Consider the following 20,775-nt stretch of genomic DNA (forward strand, 5'->3'; position numbering starts at 1 on the left):
GCCGAACGACGACGCCTTCGTGACCATGGGCGGGCTCACCCGGGTCGCCCTGCGTGAAGGCTCGCTGGTGGTCAACAGCTCGCAGGGCGGTGGTAGCAAGGACACCTGGATTGTCGCGGACGAGGGGCTGTAAGCATGCTTTCAAGACTCGCACAGAATCTGTTCTGGGCCGGGCGCTATATCGAGCGCGCCGAGTCCAGCTCCCGCCTGATCAATGCCACCAGCCTGCTGTTGCTGGACATGCCGCGGGCTACCGCCTTCGACTGGCGCGCGCTGGTTGAAATCGTCGGCGCGGAGGATCTGTTCGCACAGCGCTATCCCGACGACAGCGAGGGCAGCGTCATGCGCTTTCTGGTGGCCGACCGGATGCACTCAAGCTCGATCGCGAGCTGTCTTGCCAACGCCCGCGAGAATCTGCGCAGTGCGCGCGATCTCGTCCCGAGAGAGGTCTGGGAGGATATCAACGGCCTGCACCTGTTCATCGCCGATGAAGGCCAGCACATCGAAAGCCGACTCGCCCGGTCGCGGGTGATGGACCACGTCGTACGCAATGCACGCCACATGGCCGGGCTCATCGAGTCCGGAATGAGTCGCGATGCTGCCTACGACATGTTCATGCTCGGCCTGCAGATCGAGCGCGCGGACATGACCACCCGGATCATCGATGTGCGCAGCGCCGACCTGCTGCACGAAGCGGCCAGCGAGCTGCGTCCCTACCAGACCGTGCAATGGATCAGCGTGCTGAAATCGCTGAGTGCGTTCCAGATGTACCGCCGCCACGTGCGGGTGCGGGTCACGGGTGCCGGCGTCATCCGCTTTCTGCTCGCCGACAGCGCCTTTCCGCGCTCGGTGCGCTTCTGTCTCAACGCGGCGGCCGACCATCTGGCGCGCCTGCCGACGTCGTCGGATTGCGTCGCCGCCATCGACAGCGCCGTGCAGCGACTCGACGATACCGATCCGGGCACCCTGACCGGCTACCGCCTGAGTGAATTCCTCGATCGCATGCAGATCGAACTCAATACAATCGGCGAAACGATCCAAAGCCGTTATTTTCAGCAATGATAGCGATCTGCTGTTCCAGCCGGCGAGGCGGCTTACCAGGCCATGCGTGACTTCTACTGTCAGTGCGGCAACTCGATCTTTTTTCGTAACACCTACTGCCTGGTGTGCGAGCGCACCCTCGGCTTCGCCCCCGAAGCCATGCTCATGACCGCGCTGGAAGCGACCGGCGACGGCCGCTGGCAGGTGCCGGCGTCGGGCAGCGTGAGCGGACGCGTCTATCGCCTGTGTCAGAACTACAGCCAGCACAACGTCTGCAACTGGCTGGTGCCGGACGAGTCGCCGCACCATTTTTGCCCGTCGTGTCGTCTCACCCGCACCATTCCGGACCTCGACGTGCCGCGCCATCTGGAGTTGTGGGCGCGACTGGAAAACGCCAAGCGCCATCTGATCTTCAACCTGCGCCAGCTCGGGCTGCCCATCGTCGGCCGCGATGAAGACCCGGATTTCGGTCTGTGCTTCGACTTTCTGGCCGACGCCGATGCCGAAACCGAGTTCACCGAACCCCTGGCTGGCCAGGCCCAGGTCACGACAGGGCACGCCAATGGCGCGATCACCATCAATATTGCGGAGGCCGATGACGTCGCGCGCGCGCGCATGCGCGAACAGATGGGCGAGCACTATCGCACCCTGATCGGCCATTTCCGGCACGAAGTCGGGCACTATTATTGGGCACGACTGATCGATAACAGCGCCTGGATCGACGAATATCGCGCCCTGTTCGGCGACGAGCGAGCCGATTACGGCCAGGCGCTGCAACGCCACTACGCCAACGGCGCGCCTGCCAACTGGCAGGAACACTTCGTCACCCCCTATGCTTCGTCCCACTCCTGGGAGGACTGGGCCGAATCGTGGGCACACTATCTACATATTCGCGATACGCTGGACACCGCGACCGAATACCAGCTGGTGGCGCGTCCGCCCTGGCAGAAGCAGCACCGGGATTTCGACGGGCTGATGCATCGCTGGACGCACCTCGCCATTGGCATGAACGCGGTCAACCGCAGCATGGGCCTGGCCGACGCTTATCCGTTCGTGCTCAATACCCAGGCCCGTCGCAAGATCGAGTTCATCCACCGCGTGATCGAGCCTTACGAAACGGCGGCGAACGCGTAGCGGTCGGCGTACGCGTCAACCATGCCGGCGATCGGCCTTGAGCACACGCGCGCGCGGTATCCTCATCACCGGCTTTGGCGTGCTGGTGCTCAGTCCAGACACCTTGCTCATCCGCCTGCTGGACGCCGACATCGCAACGACCCTGTTCTGGCGCGGAACCGCCCTGGCGCTGGGCTTGGGCAGCTATGTGTTCTGGCGCGAACGCGGCGCTGCCCGCGCCGCGCTCATGCCGCTGCGCCGACCACTGGGCTGGTGCCTGGGTCTGCTATTCGCGCTCAGCAACATACTGTTCGTGTTTACCGTAGCGCATACCACCATCGCCGATACCCTGGCCTGTCTGGCCACGGCATCGATCTTTGCTGCGCTTTTCAGCGTCATTTTTCTTCGTGAGCGGGCCCCGCTGCGCACCTGGTTAACGGCCGCCGTGATCGCCGCCGGGCTGCTGCTTATCGCCCTGGGCGGTGCCGGCAGTACCGTCGGCCGGTTGGCCGGTATCGCGACCGCCATGGTTTTCGGCGCCATGTTCGTGGCCATGCGTGCCACCGGCGAGGGCGACACCCTGCCCGGTCTGGCCCTGGGCGGGCTGGTGATCGCACTCACGACGGCCGTGTTCGCGCACCCGTTTTCGCTTACCGTGCCGGGCATGGGCGCCCTCGCCGGCCTGGCGATCGTACTGCCGCTGGCCTTTGCCCTGATCGGTGTCGGCCCGCGTTATCTGCCGGCGCCCGAGGTCAGCCTGTTGATGCTGCTGGAAACCGTTTTCGGCACCCTGTGGGCGATTCTCTTTCTGGGCGAAATCCCGACCACGACAACGCTCGCGGCAATCGCGATCATTCTGGGCGCCCTTACGGTTTTCTATTCGCGCCAGGCCTACGTGCATCGACGGGCCACGCGCCATTCGCTACAGGTCGAATCATGAATTCACACGACTCCGTTCAATCGCTGCGCATCGGCGAACTCGATTACGCGATTCGTGACACGGGCGACCCCAACGGTAGACCCATCGTATTGCTGCACGGGCTCATGGATACCGGGGCCAGCTTCGAACCGCTGGTCGAGGCCATGCAAGCCCTGGCACCGGGGCGCTATCGCTATATCGCACCGGACTGGCGCGGCCACGGCGACAGTGACGCGATCCACGACAGCTACTGGTTCCCGACCTACCTGCTCGATCTGGAGCGCCTGCTTAACGAACTGATCGACGGCGACACGCCCGTTACCCTCATCGCCCACAGCATGGGCGGCCAGGTGGCCAGCCTGTATGCCGGCACCCGTCCGGCGCGTGTTTCCAACCTGGTCACGCTCGACAGCCTGAACGTACCGGACAGCGACACGCGCGAGGTGCCCAGCCGTTATCGGCGCTGGCTGGACGCCCACGCCACGCCCCCGGGTGCGAAAGTCTACGACGACATCGAAACCGCGGCTTCGCGCATCGCTGCACGCTACCCGGAGCTCGACGAGTCGACGATCCGCCGGCTCGCCGAGCAATGGACTGCTGCCGCGGACCCACAGGGACGGCGGCGCATGCGCGTCGACCCCTGGCATCGGGTGCCCCTGCCTTATGCCTTTCGTGCTGCCGAAGCAAAGTCGCTATGGCGCGAAGTCAGCGCCCGGGTGCTGTGCATCGACGGCGGCGACTCGCCGGCGAAATACTTCTGCGGCGAGGCCGAGATGGCCGAACGCAGGGCCTGCTTTACCGACCTGCGCCATATCGTGGTCGACGGCTGTGGGCATATGCTCCATCTACAAAAACCCCAGCCCATCGCACGCCATATCTGCACGTTTCTGGACGCGTGATTCTCATCGCGGCCGCCCTGCCCGCGACGCCGCAACTCACGGCGCGCAAGGTTCATCGCACGGTCACATTCGCAACCACGCCAGATCTCCGATAACGCTATCGGTAGCACGCAAAAACAGGTGCTTAGCAAGCCTTTCTCGATAGAACCGCAGGACTCTAACGGAAACCGCTATTACCGACGAGGTTTTGCGCGTTTGCGCGCATGAAACCGGATTTCACGGCGAACGAGGCGCCCGGCCGCGGCTGCGCCAAACCCCGCGCCTGTACAACCGGTGAGTATCGGCAACGGGCGGCAACCCTTGAAACACGTACGATTCGCCAGGGTAATGGGACGCTCTGGCGGCATTGCTGCAATGCCGCAAAAGTCGAGCGTATTCAATATATTCGCGCCCTGTATGGCGCGCCGTTCCAATCTCGTTTATCGTCCTCGAACGGGGTATTCTAAAAAGAACGCGTGTCGCAATGATGCGCTCACAGCTAGGGAGACAAGCCGTGCTATCGATGCATTCTCTTAGGATGCGTTGTGCCGATTCCGTTCAGGACTCGGACACGACGCTCACCGGCGCGTACAACACGCGCCCACCGCGCCGTAGCCGCCTCGCCGTGGCCGCGCTTTTCATCGCGGCTGCAGCCGTTCTGCCTGCCTGTTCGAGCGGCGGTGGCGGCGACAACGGCGAGTCCAATCCACGAAGCGAAGTCACCGCCAATGGCTTGAACTTCACCTATCCGTTCGACGGCCAGCAGGATGTGCTCCTGGATACGTTGATGGTCGTCAATTTCGACGGCAGCGTTTCCGGCGACGTGAGCGATGCGCTCGAGTTGCAGGTCGACGGCAGCACGGCACAGCCGGGCATTACGGTCGAACGCGACGCCGACCGACCCAACATCCTGCGCCTGGTGCCCAACGGGCCGCTGTTGCCGAACCGTGATTATTCGGTCGTGGCAACCCAGGCGCTCTCGGGCGGCACTACCCGTTTCGACGCAGGCTCGACGCTGTTTACTTTCCGCAGCCGTCCGGCCGAAGGCCGGCCCGCCGACGGCGCCTTCCAGGTCACCACCGTGACCCCGGGCGAAACGAACCCCGAGACCAATCGTCAAAGCGTGTTCACGCAGTTCAATGCGATTCGCGTGATACTCAACGAACCGGTCGACCCGGCGACGGTCAACAACCAGACCTTCACGGTTGAAGGCCCCGACGGCGCCGTGACGGATGCGCGCTTGACTGCGCTCGGCCGCTATATCGTGTTCGATCCCAACGAGGATCTTGCCCCTGGCAACTACACCGTCAGCTGGACGGACGGTATTACGTCGGTATTCGGCAAGTCTCTGACCGCAGGCAGCCAGCAGCGTACGGTGCTGACTCTGGGCGATCAGCCGACCGACCAGACGCTGGTCATCGAAGAAGACAGCTCGGCCGATGACGTGACCGATCTGCCCGACAACATTCTGACCGGCCTGCCGATCAACAACGTAAATATCCTCTCCCAGCTGATCGGCAGCAACGACCAACCGGTGCTCGGATCTGGCGACGCCAACGCCAACCCGCCGATTCGCAACCGCGTTGCCACCACGCTCGCCACCCCGGGCACCGCCGGTTATGGCGACGTCATTCCGGCCGTGATTCGCGCCGGCCAGAAGTTCCAGCTCAAGGGCCTCAAGCTATTCCTCGGCGGCGAGGAAGCAGGCGTCGAAACCCCGATCGATAGCGGCCCGATCGACGTCAACTTCATTAACGACGTCAGCGTCTATCTGATGAGCAACGACTACCGCAACGTGGAAACCCCCACGGCGGTGCAGCTGCGCTTCGATCTGGGTATCGGCACGCTGGTGACCGCCGCCCTGGCCTCGGATTCGCGAAACTTCGTCATCCAGCAGCTGGCCAACGGCGTGTTCAACCAGAGCGTGCTCAATATCCAGGCAGCAGGCCTGGCCATACCGCGCGACAACGGCGATCTGGAAATCAGCACCCTGGGCACCTTCCCCATCAACGTGAACCGTACCGATAACGCCACCGTCAACTTCCAGTTGACGCTCGTCCTGCCGGCCAATCCCACCGACGGCGAAGGCGGCAGTGGCACCGAGGATTCGGTGGGCCCGGTCATCACCGCGCGCTCGCCCAGCGCCTGTCTGTATGCCTTCGGCTCGGCGGGCTATAATACGATTTACGACCGCCAAGGCGTCGCGCCGACCGTGTTGCCCGAACCCCTGTGTATCGACGGCAACATCCAGACCGACAACAGCGCAGCGATCAACAGCTTCCCGATCGAATCCAGCCCGGCGATCGTCTTCTCATCGCCGATCGATCCGAACACGGTCAACGGGCAGAATATTCAGCTCACCGGCGGTGGCACCCCGGTCGAAGCGACCTACCGTGTCGAAGGCTTCAGTGTGGTCGTGGACCCGGTCGAGTTGCTTACGCCGGATACGGACTACACCCTCACCCTCAACACCGCGATTGAAGATCTCGACGGTAACCCGCTCAGCGGCAGCAACGCGGCCGGCCCACGGCTGACCATGAACTTCCGTACCGAGCCTCAGGTGACCACCGACAGCGCGCCGCCGCTGCTCGGCACCCTATCGCCCGGTGTGCCTTGTGCACTCGAGACGGACAACGTCAACGACTCCTTCCTCACGGGTGGCGATACCGCCGGCAACTGCGTGGGCAGCTCGACCACCGACGCGCCGTTCAATTACCCGGTGTTTGAAAACCCGGTCAATGTCCCGGTCGATGCCGTTCTGTCCAAGTTCGTGGACGCGAGCACCATCGTGCTGGCCGACGGCTGCCTGACAGCTGGCAGCGGCCAAGCCAACGCCGTGGAAGGCGCGAGCGTCGCCCTGCAGCAGATGGATGCGAACGGACAGTGCGTGGGCGCGGTCGACGCGGCCATCGCCCTGGCCAACCCCGGCGACGCCCAGACCCGCTCCTTCACGATTCGTCCGACCGACTATCTTGAGGCGGGCACGCGCTACTGGATCGTGGTGTGCGGTACCGAAGGCGACCGTTGTACCCAAGGTGTACCCGGCGTGATTGCCGACATCGACGGTGCACAGCTCAACACCGACCCGCTCAACGGCACCGGCTCGACCGACTCGTCGACCGGCACCGCGGGCGGCCCGGATATCGTCATGCCCTTCGATGCGATTGCGGCTAACAACGACTACTACACCACCCAGTTCACGCTGCCGGAAACCGACACCAACGGTAACGGCCGCGTCGACGCTGGCGAGCGGCCGCAGCCGGGTAATCGCGCCTTGCTGACGCTGGAGGCCGGAGGCATTGGCGCTCTCGCTTCGATCGAGAACCCGAATCGCCCTGATGGCAAGTATGCGAACTATCTGTCGCTCGCGCGCCCGATTGCGATTCGTGAAGCGACCACAGAATGCGCGCGCGTAGACGCCGTTCAATTCGGTGAGGGCGACACGCCCAACGCCGGATCGGCCGTGGGCGAAACGCCGGGGACGTGCGTGCCCGTGTCGTTGCTGCCCGGCGGTATTACCAGCCTGACGGGCGTTCAGGCTACCGCAACGTTGGCCGGGGCGGATCTGCTGACGATCAACACGGGCCGCATACTGCTGCGCTTCCCGAACGACCAGGATGCCAACCCGACCGACACGCCGAATCAGACCGGCTATATCGTGGAACGCTGTACGGGCCAGTTCCCGGGCGGCGTTGAATACGACTTCGAGCCCTGCTTCGCGGCGTCGCTGAATCTGGTGGCCAACGCACCGGACGGTGAAAATGTCACCCTCGACCAGCAGCAATTCGTTGCCAATCTGGTGGGGCCGGTTACGTTCGAACAGAACGGACGCCTGGTAATTTCGCTGCGTAACGCGAACCAGATCGAGCTCGACGCCACGGCCAGTCTGCTTGGCGCACCGATTCCCGCAACGGCCACCATCGAGCCTGCTGAACTCACGTTCCAGCTCGTAGGCAATGCGGTTCATGGCGGCCGCGCGTTTCCGAATCGCTAGCAACTGAGTGCCGCCGCGCCGGGGGAGACCGGCGCGGCGCCCTCCAACACGAACAAGAATCTAACAGGGAGACGGGAGATGATTCACCAGAACAAGCCAGCGCGCCGGCGGTTGAGCCAGCACGCGGCAAAACTCCTGGGCGGCGCGAGCCTTATGCTGCTGGCCGGCACGGCCTTTGCCCAGGGCACGAGCCAGAACGCTCAGACCGATACCGTCGACGACAACGGCGGCGTCTTCGAGCGGGCACTGAAATACGCGCACGACAACACTTACTACCGCGTCGGCGTACTGCATCTGAGTTATGAAGGCGACAGTTCGTCGCTGAGAATTGATAACGCGAACGGCCTGGCGGCCCAGCCGTTCGGCGTGGGCTCGAGCAAGCTCGAGGGCACCGGCTCATCCGTGGGCGACAAGACGACGCTCGGCGGCACCATCGGCATGTATATACCGAAAACAGGTCGTCACCTGGCCGCGGAAGTCACCCTCGCACCGCCGTTGAAGCTCGACTTCGAAGTCAGCGGTCGCGCGATCGATGAATCGATCGCACCGGAAACGCAGAGCGGCATTCCGACCGGTGTGCCCGCACTGGGCCGCAAGATCGGCACGCTCAAGGCGCTGCCGCCAAACCTGACGATCATCTACCGGCCGTGGGTGGATACCATGTTCCAGCCCTACATCGGTGCCGGCGCGATGTATCTCTATACCTTCGATACCGACGTCACCAATGAGGTTCTCAACGCCTACGGTAACGAACCTACGCTCAACCTGACCAAGCCGGTGGCCTGTGTCGGTCAGGTCGGCATGGACGTGAATCTCAGCGAGAAACTGTTCGTTACCGCCGACGTCAAGTACGTGGGTTGTGCGGAAGTCGAAGCAACGGTCAACAACGTCGTCGTGAACGCGCCGGCGCTCAGCCCGACGGTCGGCCCGGTCAACGTGGGCTCGGTAAGCTCGACCAACGATTTCAAGGCCGTTCTCTATCAAGTGTCGATGGGTTTCCGCTTCTAATAGAACAGGACCCCACCGGCGAGCCGGTAACAAGCCGCCCCTCGGTCCCGAGGGGCGGCTTTTTTTTGTCTGTACCGCCGGCTACCAGCGCGGCCAGCCAGACGTAGAGCAGCCGCAGTGCCACTGAGGCGCAAAGGCCCGAGCTAAGCTATCTCTCCGCGCGCGTCCAGGAACGCGACAGCGCGAAGAGTGACCGGCATTCGGCTGCCCTGCATCTCGCAAGCCTGTGTCGACCGTCATCGACAATACGGTCACTTCCCCGCCCCGAGCCTCCGCGTGCGCCCCGCGCCCTGGCCCGTGGTCGCGCAAGCCGAGCTGTACGGCCAGTCTGCCTAGTTGGCAGTCGCGAGCACGGCGACGTCTTGCCAGCCAGGCGTCCACCCTCGCCCCGATCAACCGTAGCGTCGATTTGTCCGCCCCCAGGCGGCTCGGCTCAATGCCGGGTGTTAGCGACGATCTCGAAGGCGAGTTCACGCACCGCGTCCGACATCGCCTGCCCGACCGCCGCGGGGTCGCGCGGTCGCGCCGGCAGGTTCTGCTGGATGACCGTGTTGTCGCGGGCGACCACCGTTTCGCCCTTGGACTCGGTGACCTTCCACCGCGCGGCAAGCACGACCTGGCCCGACGGCTGCGGTTCGAACGCATCGACCGTCACATCCACCTCATAGTCGCGCCCGCGATTGCCGACGAGTTTTTCATCGATCGTCTGTTGCAGCAGACGGGTCATGGCCACCGGCAGGCGTTCGGCCCATTTCGCGTTCGGCATGCGCGTGAGCACGTATTCGTCGGTACGCAGTTGAATATCGTAGTTATCCAGATACTCAGGCACGCGTACCCGACGCACCTCCCAGCTGCTGGCCTCGCTGTTCGCGCGTGCGGTCTGGGGCGGCGAGAGCAGCACCTGCTGCAGCGGTGCAACGCTGCTGCAAGCCGTCGTAGCGGCTACGAATACCAGGGCAATACTGCCCCGCATGAGCTTCTTGATCATCGCTGGCCTCCACCGAACAGCAGGGCATTGGGGTCACGCTCGAGCGTTTCGGCAAAGCGTCGCATGGACGACGCACCCGCCGACAAATCCCGAATGGTGCTTTCGAGGTCGCGTCGGGTATCCGAGTTGGGGTCGGTCAGGTTCTCGAGGTTCTGCGAGAGCTGTTGCAGATTGGCGCTGGTGGCCTCGGCGTTGTCGAGTAGCCGCGTGAGCTGCTCGTCACGCGATTCGATCTGCGTATTCACGTTGGTCGTAAGCGCGCGCACGCTTTCCAGCGTTTTCTCGAACTGGCGCGAATTCATGTAGACCGCATCGCGAGCGGCGGCGATCGCCTCGCGGGTGGTATTGGTGGTCTTTTCCAGATTCGGGCCCATGCGCTTGATCAGATCATCCATGCCGTTGGCCAGGGTGACCACCGATTCCATGGTTTCGTTCACCGTTTCCAGCGTTTCCTTCCAGGGCAGGCCGGTGACGGTGTCCTTGATCTGCTCGATCTGTGAGGGCACCGCCGGAATTTCCGGCAGGTCCAGGGTGTCGCGATTGATCGCGAACTGGGGCTCGCTGTCGGGCTGAAAATCAAGGTTCACCGCCAGCTGCGAAGTGACATAGCTCCATACCACGAGCTGGGCGCGCAGCCCGCGCCGGACCAGCTCTTCGATGCTGAGCTGTTCGCTGGTGGGCGCCCCGTTCATCATCACGGTGTTGTTACCGGCCATCTCGATGGTCACACCGATCCGTGCCTTGCCCACCTCCGGGTCCAGACGCAGCTGCACGTTCTTGACCGTACCCACCTGCACGCCGCGAAACAGCACTTTCGACCCGTTGGTGAGCCCGAGCACGGACTGATCGAAGAAGATGACTGCCTGGCGGCTGTTCGAAAAGATGCGGTTGCCGCCCAGCACGAGAATACCGACCACGGTCAGTACGATCGCGCCGAGCATGAACAGCCCGATCACCGTATAGCTGCGGTTGCTTGCCATTAGAAAACCTCGGGTCGAGATGACGTCACGACGGGCCGTCGTCCGCCGCAATCGGCTGGCGATTGAGAAAAGCACGTACGCGTGCCTGCTCGGCATGCTCGGCCAGCGTACGCGGGTCGCCGTGCGCGATCGCACGCCGACTTTCGTTGTCCAGATAGATACTGTCGTCGGCGATGGTAAAGATGCTGGGCAGTTCGTGGGTGACCGCGATCACGCTCAGCTGCAGCGCATCGCGCAGGTTCATGATCAGGGAATCCAGGCGCTGCGACGTAATCGGGTCGAGCCCGGCGCTGGGTTCGTCGAGAAACAGATAGTCCGGATCCAGCGCGATCGCGCGGGCCAGACCGGCGCGCTTTTGCATCCCGCCCGACAGCTCGCTGGGCATGCGCGACTCCTGGCCGGCGAGGCCCACGAGCGCGAGCTTGAACGCGACCTGATCGCGAATTTCCGCCGCGCTCAGTCGCGTATGCAGCTGCAGCGGCAGGCCGACGTTCTCGCCCACGCTCATCGAACTCCAGAGCGCGGTGCTCTGGAACAGTACGCCGATGCGTCGCTGCAGCGCGGCGCGTTCGACGCCGTCCTCGGTCCAGAGCCGATGGCCGTCGAACACGATATCGCCCTGCTCGGCCTGCTCCAGGTCGATCATGTGACGCAGCAGCGTACTCTTGCCACAGCCCGATACCCCCATGATCACGAAGATACTGGCCGGCTGTACATGAAAGGACAGATCCTGCTGCACCACGGTATCACCGTAGGCCAGCGTGAGGTCGCGTACGGCAATACCGCGCTCGGGCAATGGCTGCGAGGCATCGAGTTCGGCCACTGCTCACACCCCCAGCGCGTTGGTGCACAGCGCGAAGATGGCGTCGATGACGATGATCCCGATAATCGAGACCACCACCGTGCGCGTAGCCGCGCGCCCGACTTCGGCGGCATTGCGCCCGGCCCGCATGCCCAGATAACAGCTGGCCAGCGCAATCAGCACGCCAAAACAGACCGCCTTGATGAAGCCGATCACGAAGTGCCGAACGGCCACCGCATCCTGCAGCCGGCCCAGAAAACTCGCTGGCGAGGTGTTGAGCACTAGCTCGGCCACGATCATGCCGCCGCCGATGCCGAGGGCTGCCGCATACAAGAACAATAGCGGCATCATCAGGGTCAGTGCGGTCAGCCGTGGCAACACGAGGAATTCGAACGGCGACACTCCGATCATGCGCAGCGCGTCGATTTCTTCGTTCGCTTCCATGGTGGCGAGATGGGCCGCAAACGTCGCGCCGATACGCCCGGCCATAATGAAGGCGGTCATGATGGCGGCCATCTCGCGCGCCACCGCGATACCGACCAGATCGGCCAGATAAAGCCCGGCTCCGAACGTGGCGAGCTGGACCGCGCCGACGAACCCGAGCACCGCGCCAATCAGCAGGTTGACGATGGTAACCACCGGCAACGATGACGCGCCCGTTTCGCGGATAAGCGCCATGAAATCCACCCAGCGTGCCTGGGCGCGGCCCACGGCCAGCTTGGGCGTCGCGGCAAAGGCATTGCCGATCAGCTCTGCGGTGTTGCTCACCGAGCCCAGCCGCATGCGGCCGCGTTCGCCGAGCCGGGTGAGCCAATGTGCACGGCGGACCGTGGTATCCGTGGCGGCCGCGGGACGCGCCAGTGTAACCAGCGCCTGGACGCTCTCCGGCAGCCCTTCGTAGCGCAGCGCGACGTCGCGCTTGCGCAGCTGTTGATTGACGCCGTACACGAGCGCCGCCACACGCGGGTGCGCGCTGACCAGTTCTCTGCCGTCTACGACGGCCTGACCGCTCGCATCGGCGCCGGTAGCGCCGAGCAGCTCATCGACTACGCGCGGCGTGGTCGGCAGATGCGTGGCCGCGCCCCAGTCGCCCGCCAGCACGAGCGCGACCCCGTCGGGGCGCGCTTCGATACGATAGAGATTCGAGGTGGGCGACGCGGTTTGCGGCACGAAGGCTCGATAGCGAAACGAACGGATTTCCCTATTCTGACACGTTGCGGGCTTCGGGTTGTGTGCGATCGTTTTGTTCGGGCGCATACGAGTCGCGCACCGCTTCCAGACCATCGTTCAGCGAATCGCTGTTTTCCGTCCAGCCGCCGCCCAGGGCCTTGAACAAGTCGGCCGTGGCGGTAAAGCGATCACGGATGGCCTCGGCCAGATCCAGCTGTGCCGAATAGAGCTGGCGCTGGGCGTCCAGTACGTCGAAGAACGCGGTCCGGCCGACGTCGTAGCGAATCTGGGCGAGATCCACGGTTTCGCGATAGGCCTCGACCTGCCTTTGCACCGATTCCACGCGCTCGTCGGTGAGATTCACCGCAACCAGCGCATCGCGGACTTCCGAGAACGCCTGTCGCAACGTCTGGCGATAGGAAATCTCGGCCGCGTCCTTCTGGGCGATGGCGGTTTCATAGTTGGCTTGTCGCCGCCCGAAGTCGAGAATCGGTGCCGTGATGGTGCCGGCAATGCTCTGTGTTTCGGAATACGGCTCGAACAGGTCGTCCACGTCGATCGCTTCGGTGCCGATCATGGCGGTCAGGTCGAAGGTCGGGAAGAACTGCGCCTTGGCAACACCGATATTGGCGTTCGCAGCAATCAGCTGGGCTTCTGCGGCACGGATATCGGGTCTGCGCTCGACCAGCAGCGACGGGATCACCACCGGCAGGTCGTTGGGCAGATGCAGATCCTCGAACGATCCGTCGCGAATCTCGGCGCCCGCGAGGATCTCGCGCGGCGAACGGCCGGTCAGGATCGCCAGCGCCGAGCGCAGTTCGCTGGCCTGCTGCTCGAGCGGGGGCAGCTGGGAACGCGCGGTTTCCAGCAGCGAGCGCGTCTGCAAAAGCGTGAGCTTGTCGATCGCGCCGTACTTGTAGCGCTGTTGATCGAGCTCAAGTCCGCGTTTGCGGGTGTTGATCGTTTCCCGAGTGACGCGAATCTGGCGCTCCACCGCGCGCAGCGACATGTAGTTGGTGACCACGTCGCTGACCACGCCCAGGCGAATCGAATCCTGCGTATAAGCCGACGACAGCAGCGCGGCGCGTGCCTGTTCGCTGGCACGACGCAGCCCGCCGAACACGTCCAGCTCATAGCTGAGGGTGGCGGCCACCGAGAAGTAGTCGGATCGACGTCCGGCGCTCTGGCTCGCCGCAGAACCACTGCCGCTGCCACTGCCAACACCGGAGCCCGAACCGGCCCCGCCCTGGCCAATATAACTACTCTTCTGGCGGGCAGCCTGCGCCTGCGCGGAAATGGTCGGATACAGATCGGCGTTGGTCAGGCCGAGCTGGGCACGGGCTTCGCGAAAACGCGCGGCCTGCAGGGCCACATCCAGATTGTCGTCCAGCGCTTCGTCGATCAGTTCGTTGAGCACGGGATCGCGATAGCGCGTCCACCAGTAGGCCAACGCATCCTGCTGGCTCTTGCTAAGCAGCGTCGAGTCAAAAGCCGAATCCGGCAGATCGAGCTCCGGGCGCTGGTAATCCGGGCCGAGCGTACAGGCCGACAGGCCTGCCACGACGAGTAGCAGCAGGGCCTTACGCATTGGGTTTGCCTTCATCATCATGTTTTCTATTGAACAAGCGTCCGACCCGTTCCGAGCCGCGCTCGACCAGATCGTAGAACATCGGCACGAACAGGATCGCGAAGAACGTGGCTGCGAGCATGCCGCCGATCACCGCGGTGCCGATGGCGTTACGGCTGTTGGCCGAGGCACCGCTGGCCAGGGCCAGCGGCACGCAGCCAAGAATGAAGGCCAGCGACGTCATCACGATCGGGCGAAAACGCAGCTTGGCTGCCTCGTAAGCCGCCGCTGCCGGCGACTTGCCCTCTTCTCGCGAGATAACCGCGAACTCCACGATCAGAATCGCATTCTTGGCCGACAGGCCGATTAGCACCAGCAGGCCCACGGAGAAGTAGAGGTTGTTGTCGATACCGCGCAGCCATACGGCCACGAAGGCGCCCAGTGCCGCGAACGGCACCGCGGTAATCACCGCCAGCGGCAGCGTCCATTTCTCGTACTGGGCCGCCAGGATCAGAAACACCATGAGCATGCCGAACAGCACCGCGATACCGCCCGAACCGGCGGCCGTTTCTTCCTGATAGGCGGTGCCGGTGAAACTCAGCTGGTAATCGCTGCTGCCGAGCACGTCGGACACCACCTGCTGGATCGCCGCGTTGGCCTGACCGGAGCTGTAGCCGGTCGCTGGCGAGCCCATGATCTTGGCCGCCGGGAAGATATTGAAACGTTCCACCACGTCAGCCGCCAGCCGACGCTCGTAGCTAACCAGTGAGCTCACCGGAATCATGTCGCCGGTGGTATCGGAGCGCACGAATACGTCGGCCAGATCTTCCGGCTTTTCCCGGTACGGCGCATCGGACTGGATGTTGACCTGCCAGCTGCGGCCCAAATAGGTGAACTGGTTGACGTAAAGCGAACCGAAGGTGGCCTGAAGCGTGGCAAACAGATCGTTGATCGGCACGCCCAGCGTTTTGGCCTTTTCGCGATCCACGTCCAGACGGTAGCGCGGCACGTTGGTGGTGAGCGTGGTGCGAACCTGCGACAGCTCCGGCCGTTTATTGGCTTCGGCCACCACTTTGCCGGCCGCTTCACGGATGTCGTTGAAGCTGGCGCCAGAGCGGCTTTGCAGATAGCCCTCGAAACCGCCGGTCGTCGACAACCCGATGATCGGCGGCGGATTGAAGGCAATGATCTGCGCATCGGGCATCTGTGCGCCAAGTCCGAACGTCTGCCCCACCAGTGAAAACGAGTCCTGTCCTTCGCCGCCGCGTTCGCCCCAGTCCTTGAGCGTCAAGAACGCGATACCCGCATAGGTACGCCGGGCGCTGGCCAGGAAGTCGTAGCCGGCAACACCGACGATATCCTCGACCGCCGGCATGGATTTCAGGCTTTTTTCGATCAGTTCGTCGCGAACGTCTTCGGTGCGTTGCAACGACGCCGCCGGTGGCAGGGTATAGGTTGCGAAGATATAGCCCTGGTCTTCCTGGGGTAGCAGGCCGCCCGGTACCTGGGTGGACAAGAACCAGGTCGCAAACAATACGCCCACGAACAGCACCAGGCCCAGAATGAAGCGGCGCAACAGAAGGTCGACGCCCCACAGGTAGGCGCCGGTGGCCTTGTTGAACATCGCATTGAACTTGCGGAAGAACCAGTTCGGTGCCTTCTTGCGCGGCTTGAGAAAGACCGCACACAGCGCCGGAGTCAGCGTAAGCGCAACCAGGCCGGAAATGCCCACCGAAACGGCGATGGTGATCGCGAACTGTCGATACATCTGGCCGGACAAGCCACCCAGAAAGCCGACCGGCACGAATACCGCCGCCAGCACCAGCACAACGGCAATCACGGGCCCGCTGACCTCTTCCATTGCCTTGAGCGCGGCCTCCTTGGGCGACTTGCCCTCCTCTTCCATGATGCGTTCGACGTTTTCGATCACGATGATCGCGTCGTCCACCACGATGCCGATCGCCAGAATCAGACCAAACAGGGTCAACAGGTTGATTGAAAACCCAAGCGCATACATGCCCGCGAAGGTACCGATCACCGATACCGGAATGGCGAGCAGCGGGATCAGCGTGGCGCGTACGTTCTGCAGGAACAAGAACACCACCAGCACGACCAGGATGATGGCCTCGATGAACGTGTGCTCCACGTCCTTGATGGAGGCATCGACGAACTGGGTGGTATCGAAGGGGATCTCGTATTCCATGCCGTTGGGCAGATCCTTGCCCAACTCTTTCATCCGCGAGCGGATACGCTCGACCGTGGCCAGCGAGTTGGCGCCCGGCGCGAGGTAGACCGCGAACGGTACCGCCGGATTGCCCGAGAACGAGCCGCTGGTGCTATAGCTCTGTGCGCCCAGTTCGATACGCGAGACGTCGCCCAGGCGCAGCACCTGGCCGTTGTCCTCGGTACGCAGGATGATGTTCTTGAACTGCTCGGCGCTGGAGAAACGGCCCTCGGTACTCGCGGTATAGGTGAAGGCGATTTCGTTGTCGTTGGGCATGGCGCCGAAGCTGCCCGCCGCGAACTGCGAGTTCTGCTCCTGAAGGGCCGCCTGCACGTCCGCCGGGGTCAGCTGGTAGCGTGCCATCTTGTTCGGGTCGAGCCAGACCCGCATCGAATAGTCCTGGGTACCGAACAGTCGTGCGTCGCCCACGCCCTCGATACGCTTGAGCGCGTCGATCACGTTTACCAGGGCATAGTTGCTGATGTACGTCGTATCGAACGTCTGATCCGGCGAGAACAGCGTGAGCACCGTCAGGATGTTGCTCGAGCGTTTGTCGACCTGGACGCCGGTGTTGCGTACGGTCTGCGGCAGCTGCGATAGCGCTGCCTGTACCCGGTTGTTGACGTTGATCGTGTTCTGGTCGGGATCGGTACCGATCGCAAACGACACGGATATCTGCAGGGTGCCCGCATCCGACGCCGTCGACGTCATGTAGAGCATGTCCTGAACGCCGTTGATCTGCTGCTCGAGCGGCGCGGCCACCGTCTCGGCGATATCCTCGGCGCTGGCGCCCGGGTAGGTGGCCTGGACCACGACTTCCGGCGGCACGACGTCCGGATACTGCGCGATCGGCAGCCCGCGCATGGCCATCAGGCCGGCGAGCGTGATCACGATCGACAGAACGGTGGCGAATACCGGCCGCTCGATGAAAAAGCGAGAAATCATCTTCAGCTGCCCCGGCCGACGTTGGCGGCATAGGCATCATCGGTGCGATACGCCTGGCGCGCCCCCGACGAAGCACGCGGTTGATTCATGCCCTGGAGCGGTTCGCGCGGGCTCAGGCGCAGGTCCTGCGTGTCGATACCGACCACCGCGTTGTCGTTGTCGCCGTGGCGCACCTCGGCGGACTGGCCCACGGGCTGATCGTCATCGTTCGACTGCGACTTCCCGGCGTCGTCCTTTGTACCCTGGCCCGGCGCATTCGCCGGCTCTTCCTGCTCGGATTTGACCTTGACCGCCGCACCCGGCTTGAGCTGGCCCAGCCCGGAGACGATGACCTTCTCGCCCCCTGACAGGCCCGACTCGACCAGGCGGCCGTTTTCCACATCCGGGCCGAGCTGAACCTTCACGGCCTTGGCCTTGCCGTCGTCGCCCACCACAAACACCTGGGTCTGCTGCTCGCCGTCGGATACCGCCACGTTGGGTACCACAACCGCGTTATGACGCGTATCCAGTCGGATGCGGGTGCGCACGTAGCGCCCCGGCATGAGCGCATTGTTGGCGTTTTCCACCACCGCCCGCAGCTGTACCGTGCCGGTTTCGGGGTTGATGGTGCTCTGGGTGAAGTCCACCACGCCCTTGGCCGGAAATTCATCGCCGTTGGGCAGGATGATTGTGGCCTCGCGGGTCCGCTCGCTGGTGCGCTGCGCGCCCATGGCTGCCAATGCCTTGTTACGGGCGATGGCGTCGTCTTCGGGCAGGGCGAACAGTACCTGCACCGGATCGAGCTGGGTAATGGTGGTCAGCTGGGTGCCGCTGCTCACAAGCGCCCCCTCGTCGACGTCACGCAGGCTGGTAACGCCGGTCAACGGCGCTTCGACCCGGGTATAGCCGAGGTCGATCTGGGCCGCGTCGAGATTGGCCTGGGCCTGTTCGACCGAGGCCCGTGCCGTTTCCAGCTGCGACAGCGAATCGTCGCGCTCGGCTTCGCTGACCGCGTCGACTTCATACAGGCGACGCACGCGTGCCCAGTTACGCTGGGCCTGATTCAGCGAGGCCTTCGCGCTGGAAAGCTCGGCCTTGCGTTGGTTGACCACGGCCTGAAACGGTCTTGGATCGATCGTGAAGAGCATGTCCCCCTGCTCGACGATCTCGCCTTCGTTATAGAAGCGCTTTTCCAGAATGCCCTCGACGCGTGCACGCACTTCCACGGTACGGCGACCGCGCACCCGGCCCGGATATTCAGACATGATATCCACGGTGTGCGGAATCACCGTCTTGACGTCCACGGAGACGGGCGGCTGCTGTTGCTGGCCTGCCTGCTGACCGCCGCCTTCGCCGTCACCGCCGCCACCACAGGCAGCGAGCACGCAGGCAAAAACGATTACACAAGAAAAACGCAGGCCAATCGAAGCTCGGCGCGCGGGCGCAGACAGGGGGTAGCGCATAGGGGTATTACCGAAGGGGCCGGAAGAGCTAGCTGAATATAGCATTAAGTATACATACATTCGCGTATGTATGTTCAAAACTTTTCGGGTATGATTTCCATATGATCACGCCGGGATGACGCCCCCATGGCAAGACGGACCAAGGACGAATCGGCCCAGACACGAGAAACTATACTCGACGCGGCCGAAATCGAGATGCAGGCACGCGGCGTGTCTCAGACCTCGTTGAACCGCATCGCCCAGCGCGCGCAGGTCACCCGCGGGGCGATCTACTGGCATTTTGCCGACAAACGGGCCCTGCTCGAGGCGATGGTCGCGCGCACACATCTTCCGCTACGGGATCTGCGCGAGTGCCTGAGCCAGCATATCCCGGGCAACGAGCCGTTATGGCTTCTGCGCGAGGTCATGCGTCATGGCCTGGAACGGTTGGGCAACGACCCGCGCCACCGGCGAGTCTGTCATATCGTCATGCACCGCTGCGAGGTCACGGACGAAGGCCATCCGGCCGATGCGCTCATGCGGGCAATGTTCGAGGACGCCCGCGAGGTCATTCTGTCGCTATGCAGCGAAATCGATCAGCTCGACCTGCTGCATCCGCCGCTGTCCGCACGCGACGCCAGCGATATGGTGATGGCATTCGTAGCCGGCCATTACGAGTGCGTGCTGCGCCACCCCGAAACCCATAGGGCCGATCGCGACTGGGCCCCCCTGGTCGACGCGGCGCTGCGTGGCCTTATTACGGAGGCCGCAGCGCGAAGGCTGGCCCGGGAGCCGGCGGCCAAGCCCCGGGAACTCGAACCCGCCGATCACTGAGCCGATTGTTCGGCGCGTTCGCGGTGTTCAGTGTCGGCGTTCTCGCGCGCCCGGGCGCGCTGGTCCGGATAGGCCATTGGCGGGCGCGGCACGACCAGAATGCTGGGCCAGCGGCGTGGCACGCCGTAAACCGGCGCGATCTCGTTATCGCGCACGACGAAATCGAACACCGGTTCGGCCTCGTTGATGTCGATATGCCGCTGCGGCCCGAGAAAACGTGGCCCCTTGGCCAACAGGAATAGATCCACCACGGCCTTGAATCGGGCCAGATACTCGCGGGCCTCGGCACGCAGCGGCTGACGCCGATCCTCCTGGGGCCGGATATAGGCCATCGCCTCGACGCCGTTGTAGCGGGCGATGAAAAGCGCGCGATAGACATGATATCGCTGCGACACGATCACGAAGCGATCGAGCCCGAACACCTGTTGCGCGCGCACGATCGAGTCCAGGGTACGAAACCCGGCAAAATCGAATGTCAGCGCAGAGTCCGGCACGCCCAGGCGACGCAAGGCCTGGTACATCTTGCGCGGCTCGTTATAGGTGCGATCGGGATTCGCGCCGGACAACAGCAGATGGCGTACCCGCCCCGCCGCGTACAGTTCGGCCGCAGCCATCATGCGATGGGTGAACAGCAGATTGCGGTTGCCGTGGCGGGTGAACGGGCTGGTACCCAGAACCACGCCCACGTCGTGCACGCTCAGCCGACCCATGTCCTCAACAATGAAGGCACGGGTGGCCGACACCACCCAGGCGTTGGCGGCGAGCACCAGCAACAACGCCGCCCCGATCGCGCTCAACGCAATCTTGACAATGCGGCGGCCGACACGGCCAAACGATGGCGATTCAGATATGGCGGTCATCACGACGAAAGCAGCGCGCAGGCGCGGGCAA

Annotated in this window: 15 protein-coding genes; 7 read left to right on the plus strand and 8 right to left on the minus strand. The window is 63.6% G+C overall.

Going from position 1 to position 20,775, the window contains the following annotated elements; genetic code table 11:
* The first annotated feature begins 135 nt into the window (after positions 1-135).
* The 6 genes from ABNU97_RS08455 to ABNU97_RS08480 all read left to right on the plus strand — a co-directional run bounded on the left by ABNU97_RS08455 (position 136) and on the right by ABNU97_RS08480 (position 8,953).
* Complete coding sequence (locus tag ABNU97_RS08455) at positions 136-1,062, plus strand: alpha-E domain-containing protein (RefSeq protein ID WP_348766298.1); 927 nt, start codon at positions 136-138, stop codon at positions 1,060-1,062.
* Positions 1,063-1,104: 42 nt separating this feature from the next.
* Positions 1,105-2,175, plus strand: a complete 1,071-nt coding sequence (locus ABNU97_RS08460; protein ID WP_348766299.1) for a putative zinc-binding peptidase — start codon at positions 1,105-1,107, stop codon at positions 2,173-2,175.
* Between the two features lie 37 nt (positions 2,176-2,212).
* Positions 2,213-3,094, plus strand: a complete 882-nt coding sequence (locus ABNU97_RS08465) for a DMT family transporter (RefSeq protein WP_348766300.1) — start codon at positions 2,213-2,215, stop codon at positions 3,092-3,094.
* Complete coding sequence (locus tag ABNU97_RS08470; RefSeq protein ID WP_348766301.1) at positions 3,091-3,972, plus strand: alpha/beta hydrolase; 882 nt, start codon at positions 3,091-3,093, stop codon at positions 3,970-3,972. The genes ABNU97_RS08465 and ABNU97_RS08470 overlap by 4 nt, the downstream gene beginning before the upstream one ends.
* 502 nt (positions 3,973-4,474) lie before the next feature.
* Positions 4,475-7,945, plus strand: a complete 3,471-nt coding sequence (locus tag ABNU97_RS08475; RefSeq protein WP_348766302.1) for an Ig-like domain-containing protein — start codon at positions 4,475-4,477, stop codon at positions 7,943-7,945.
* A 78-nt stretch (positions 7,946-8,023) separates the two neighbouring features.
* Positions 8,024-8,953, plus strand: coding sequence for an OmpW family outer membrane protein (locus tag ABNU97_RS08480; RefSeq protein WP_348766303.1), 930 nt, complete (start codon positions 8,024-8,026; stop codon positions 8,951-8,953).
* Between the two features lie 433 nt (positions 8,954-9,386).
* Here the strand turns inward: ABNU97_RS08480 and ABNU97_RS08485 are convergent, their stop codons facing one another.
* Genes ABNU97_RS08485 through ABNU97_RS08515 form a run of 7 tightly spaced genes read right to left on the minus strand, consistent with a single transcriptional unit; the run spans position 9,387 to position 19,071 of the window.
* Positions 9,387-9,941 (minus strand): PqiC family protein, encoded by a 555-nt coding sequence (locus ABNU97_RS08485; protein WP_348766304.1) that lies wholly within the window; start codon positions 9,939-9,941, stop codon positions 9,387-9,389.
* Positions 9,938-10,921 carry an MlaD family protein gene (locus tag ABNU97_RS08490; protein ID WP_348766305.1) on the minus strand — a complete coding sequence of 328 codons (984 nt, stop codon included), beginning with the start codon at positions 10,919-10,921 and terminating at the stop codon, positions 9,938-9,940. Before ABNU97_RS08490 ends, ABNU97_RS08485 begins: the two co-directional genes overlap by 4 nt.
* 25 nt (positions 10,922-10,946) lie before the next feature.
* Positions 10,947-11,744: an ATP-binding cassette domain-containing protein gene (locus ABNU97_RS08495; protein ID WP_348766306.1), complete on the minus strand. Its 798-nt coding sequence runs from the start codon at positions 11,742-11,744 to the stop codon at positions 10,947-10,949.
* A 3-nt stretch (positions 11,745-11,747) separates the two neighbouring features.
* Complete coding sequence (locus ABNU97_RS08500; RefSeq protein ID WP_348766307.1) at positions 11,748-12,893, minus strand: ABC transporter permease; 1,146 nt, start codon at positions 12,891-12,893, stop codon at positions 11,748-11,750.
* A 31-nt stretch (positions 12,894-12,924) separates the two neighbouring features.
* On the minus strand, positions 12,925-14,481 hold the full coding sequence (locus ABNU97_RS08505; RefSeq protein WP_348766308.1) for an efflux transporter outer membrane subunit: 1,557 nt from the start codon (positions 14,479-14,481) through the stop codon (positions 12,925-12,927).
* Positions 14,474-17,629, minus strand: coding sequence for a multidrug efflux RND transporter permease subunit (locus tag ABNU97_RS08510; RefSeq protein ID WP_348766309.1), 3,156 nt, complete (start codon positions 17,627-17,629; stop codon positions 14,474-14,476). Before ABNU97_RS08510 ends, ABNU97_RS08505 begins: the two co-directional genes overlap by 8 nt.
* A 2-nt stretch (positions 17,630-17,631) precedes the next feature.
* Positions 17,632-19,071: an efflux RND transporter periplasmic adaptor subunit gene (locus ABNU97_RS08515; protein ID WP_348766310.1), complete on the minus strand. Its 1,440-nt coding sequence runs from the start codon at positions 19,069-19,071 to the stop codon at positions 17,632-17,634.
* 126 nt (positions 19,072-19,197) lie between these two features.
* Between ABNU97_RS08515 and ABNU97_RS08520 the strand changes: the two genes are divergently transcribed.
* On the plus strand, positions 19,198-19,884 hold the full coding sequence (locus ABNU97_RS08520; RefSeq protein WP_348766311.1) for a TetR family transcriptional regulator: 687 nt from the start codon (positions 19,198-19,200) through the stop codon (positions 19,882-19,884).
* Here the strand turns inward: ABNU97_RS08520 and ABNU97_RS08525 are convergent.
* Positions 19,878-20,681, minus strand: a complete 804-nt coding sequence (locus ABNU97_RS08525) for an ElyC/SanA/YdcF family protein (RefSeq protein WP_348766312.1) — start codon at positions 20,679-20,681, stop codon at positions 19,878-19,880. The two genes, ABNU97_RS08520 and ABNU97_RS08525, sit on opposite strands and share 7 nt — an antisense overlap.
* Between the last annotated feature and the right edge of the window lie 94 nt (positions 20,682-20,775).

Source organism: uncultured Salinisphaera sp., assembly GCF_964012375.1.
GTDB lineage: Bacteria > Pseudomonadota > Gammaproteobacteria > Nevskiales > Salinisphaeraceae > Salinisphaera.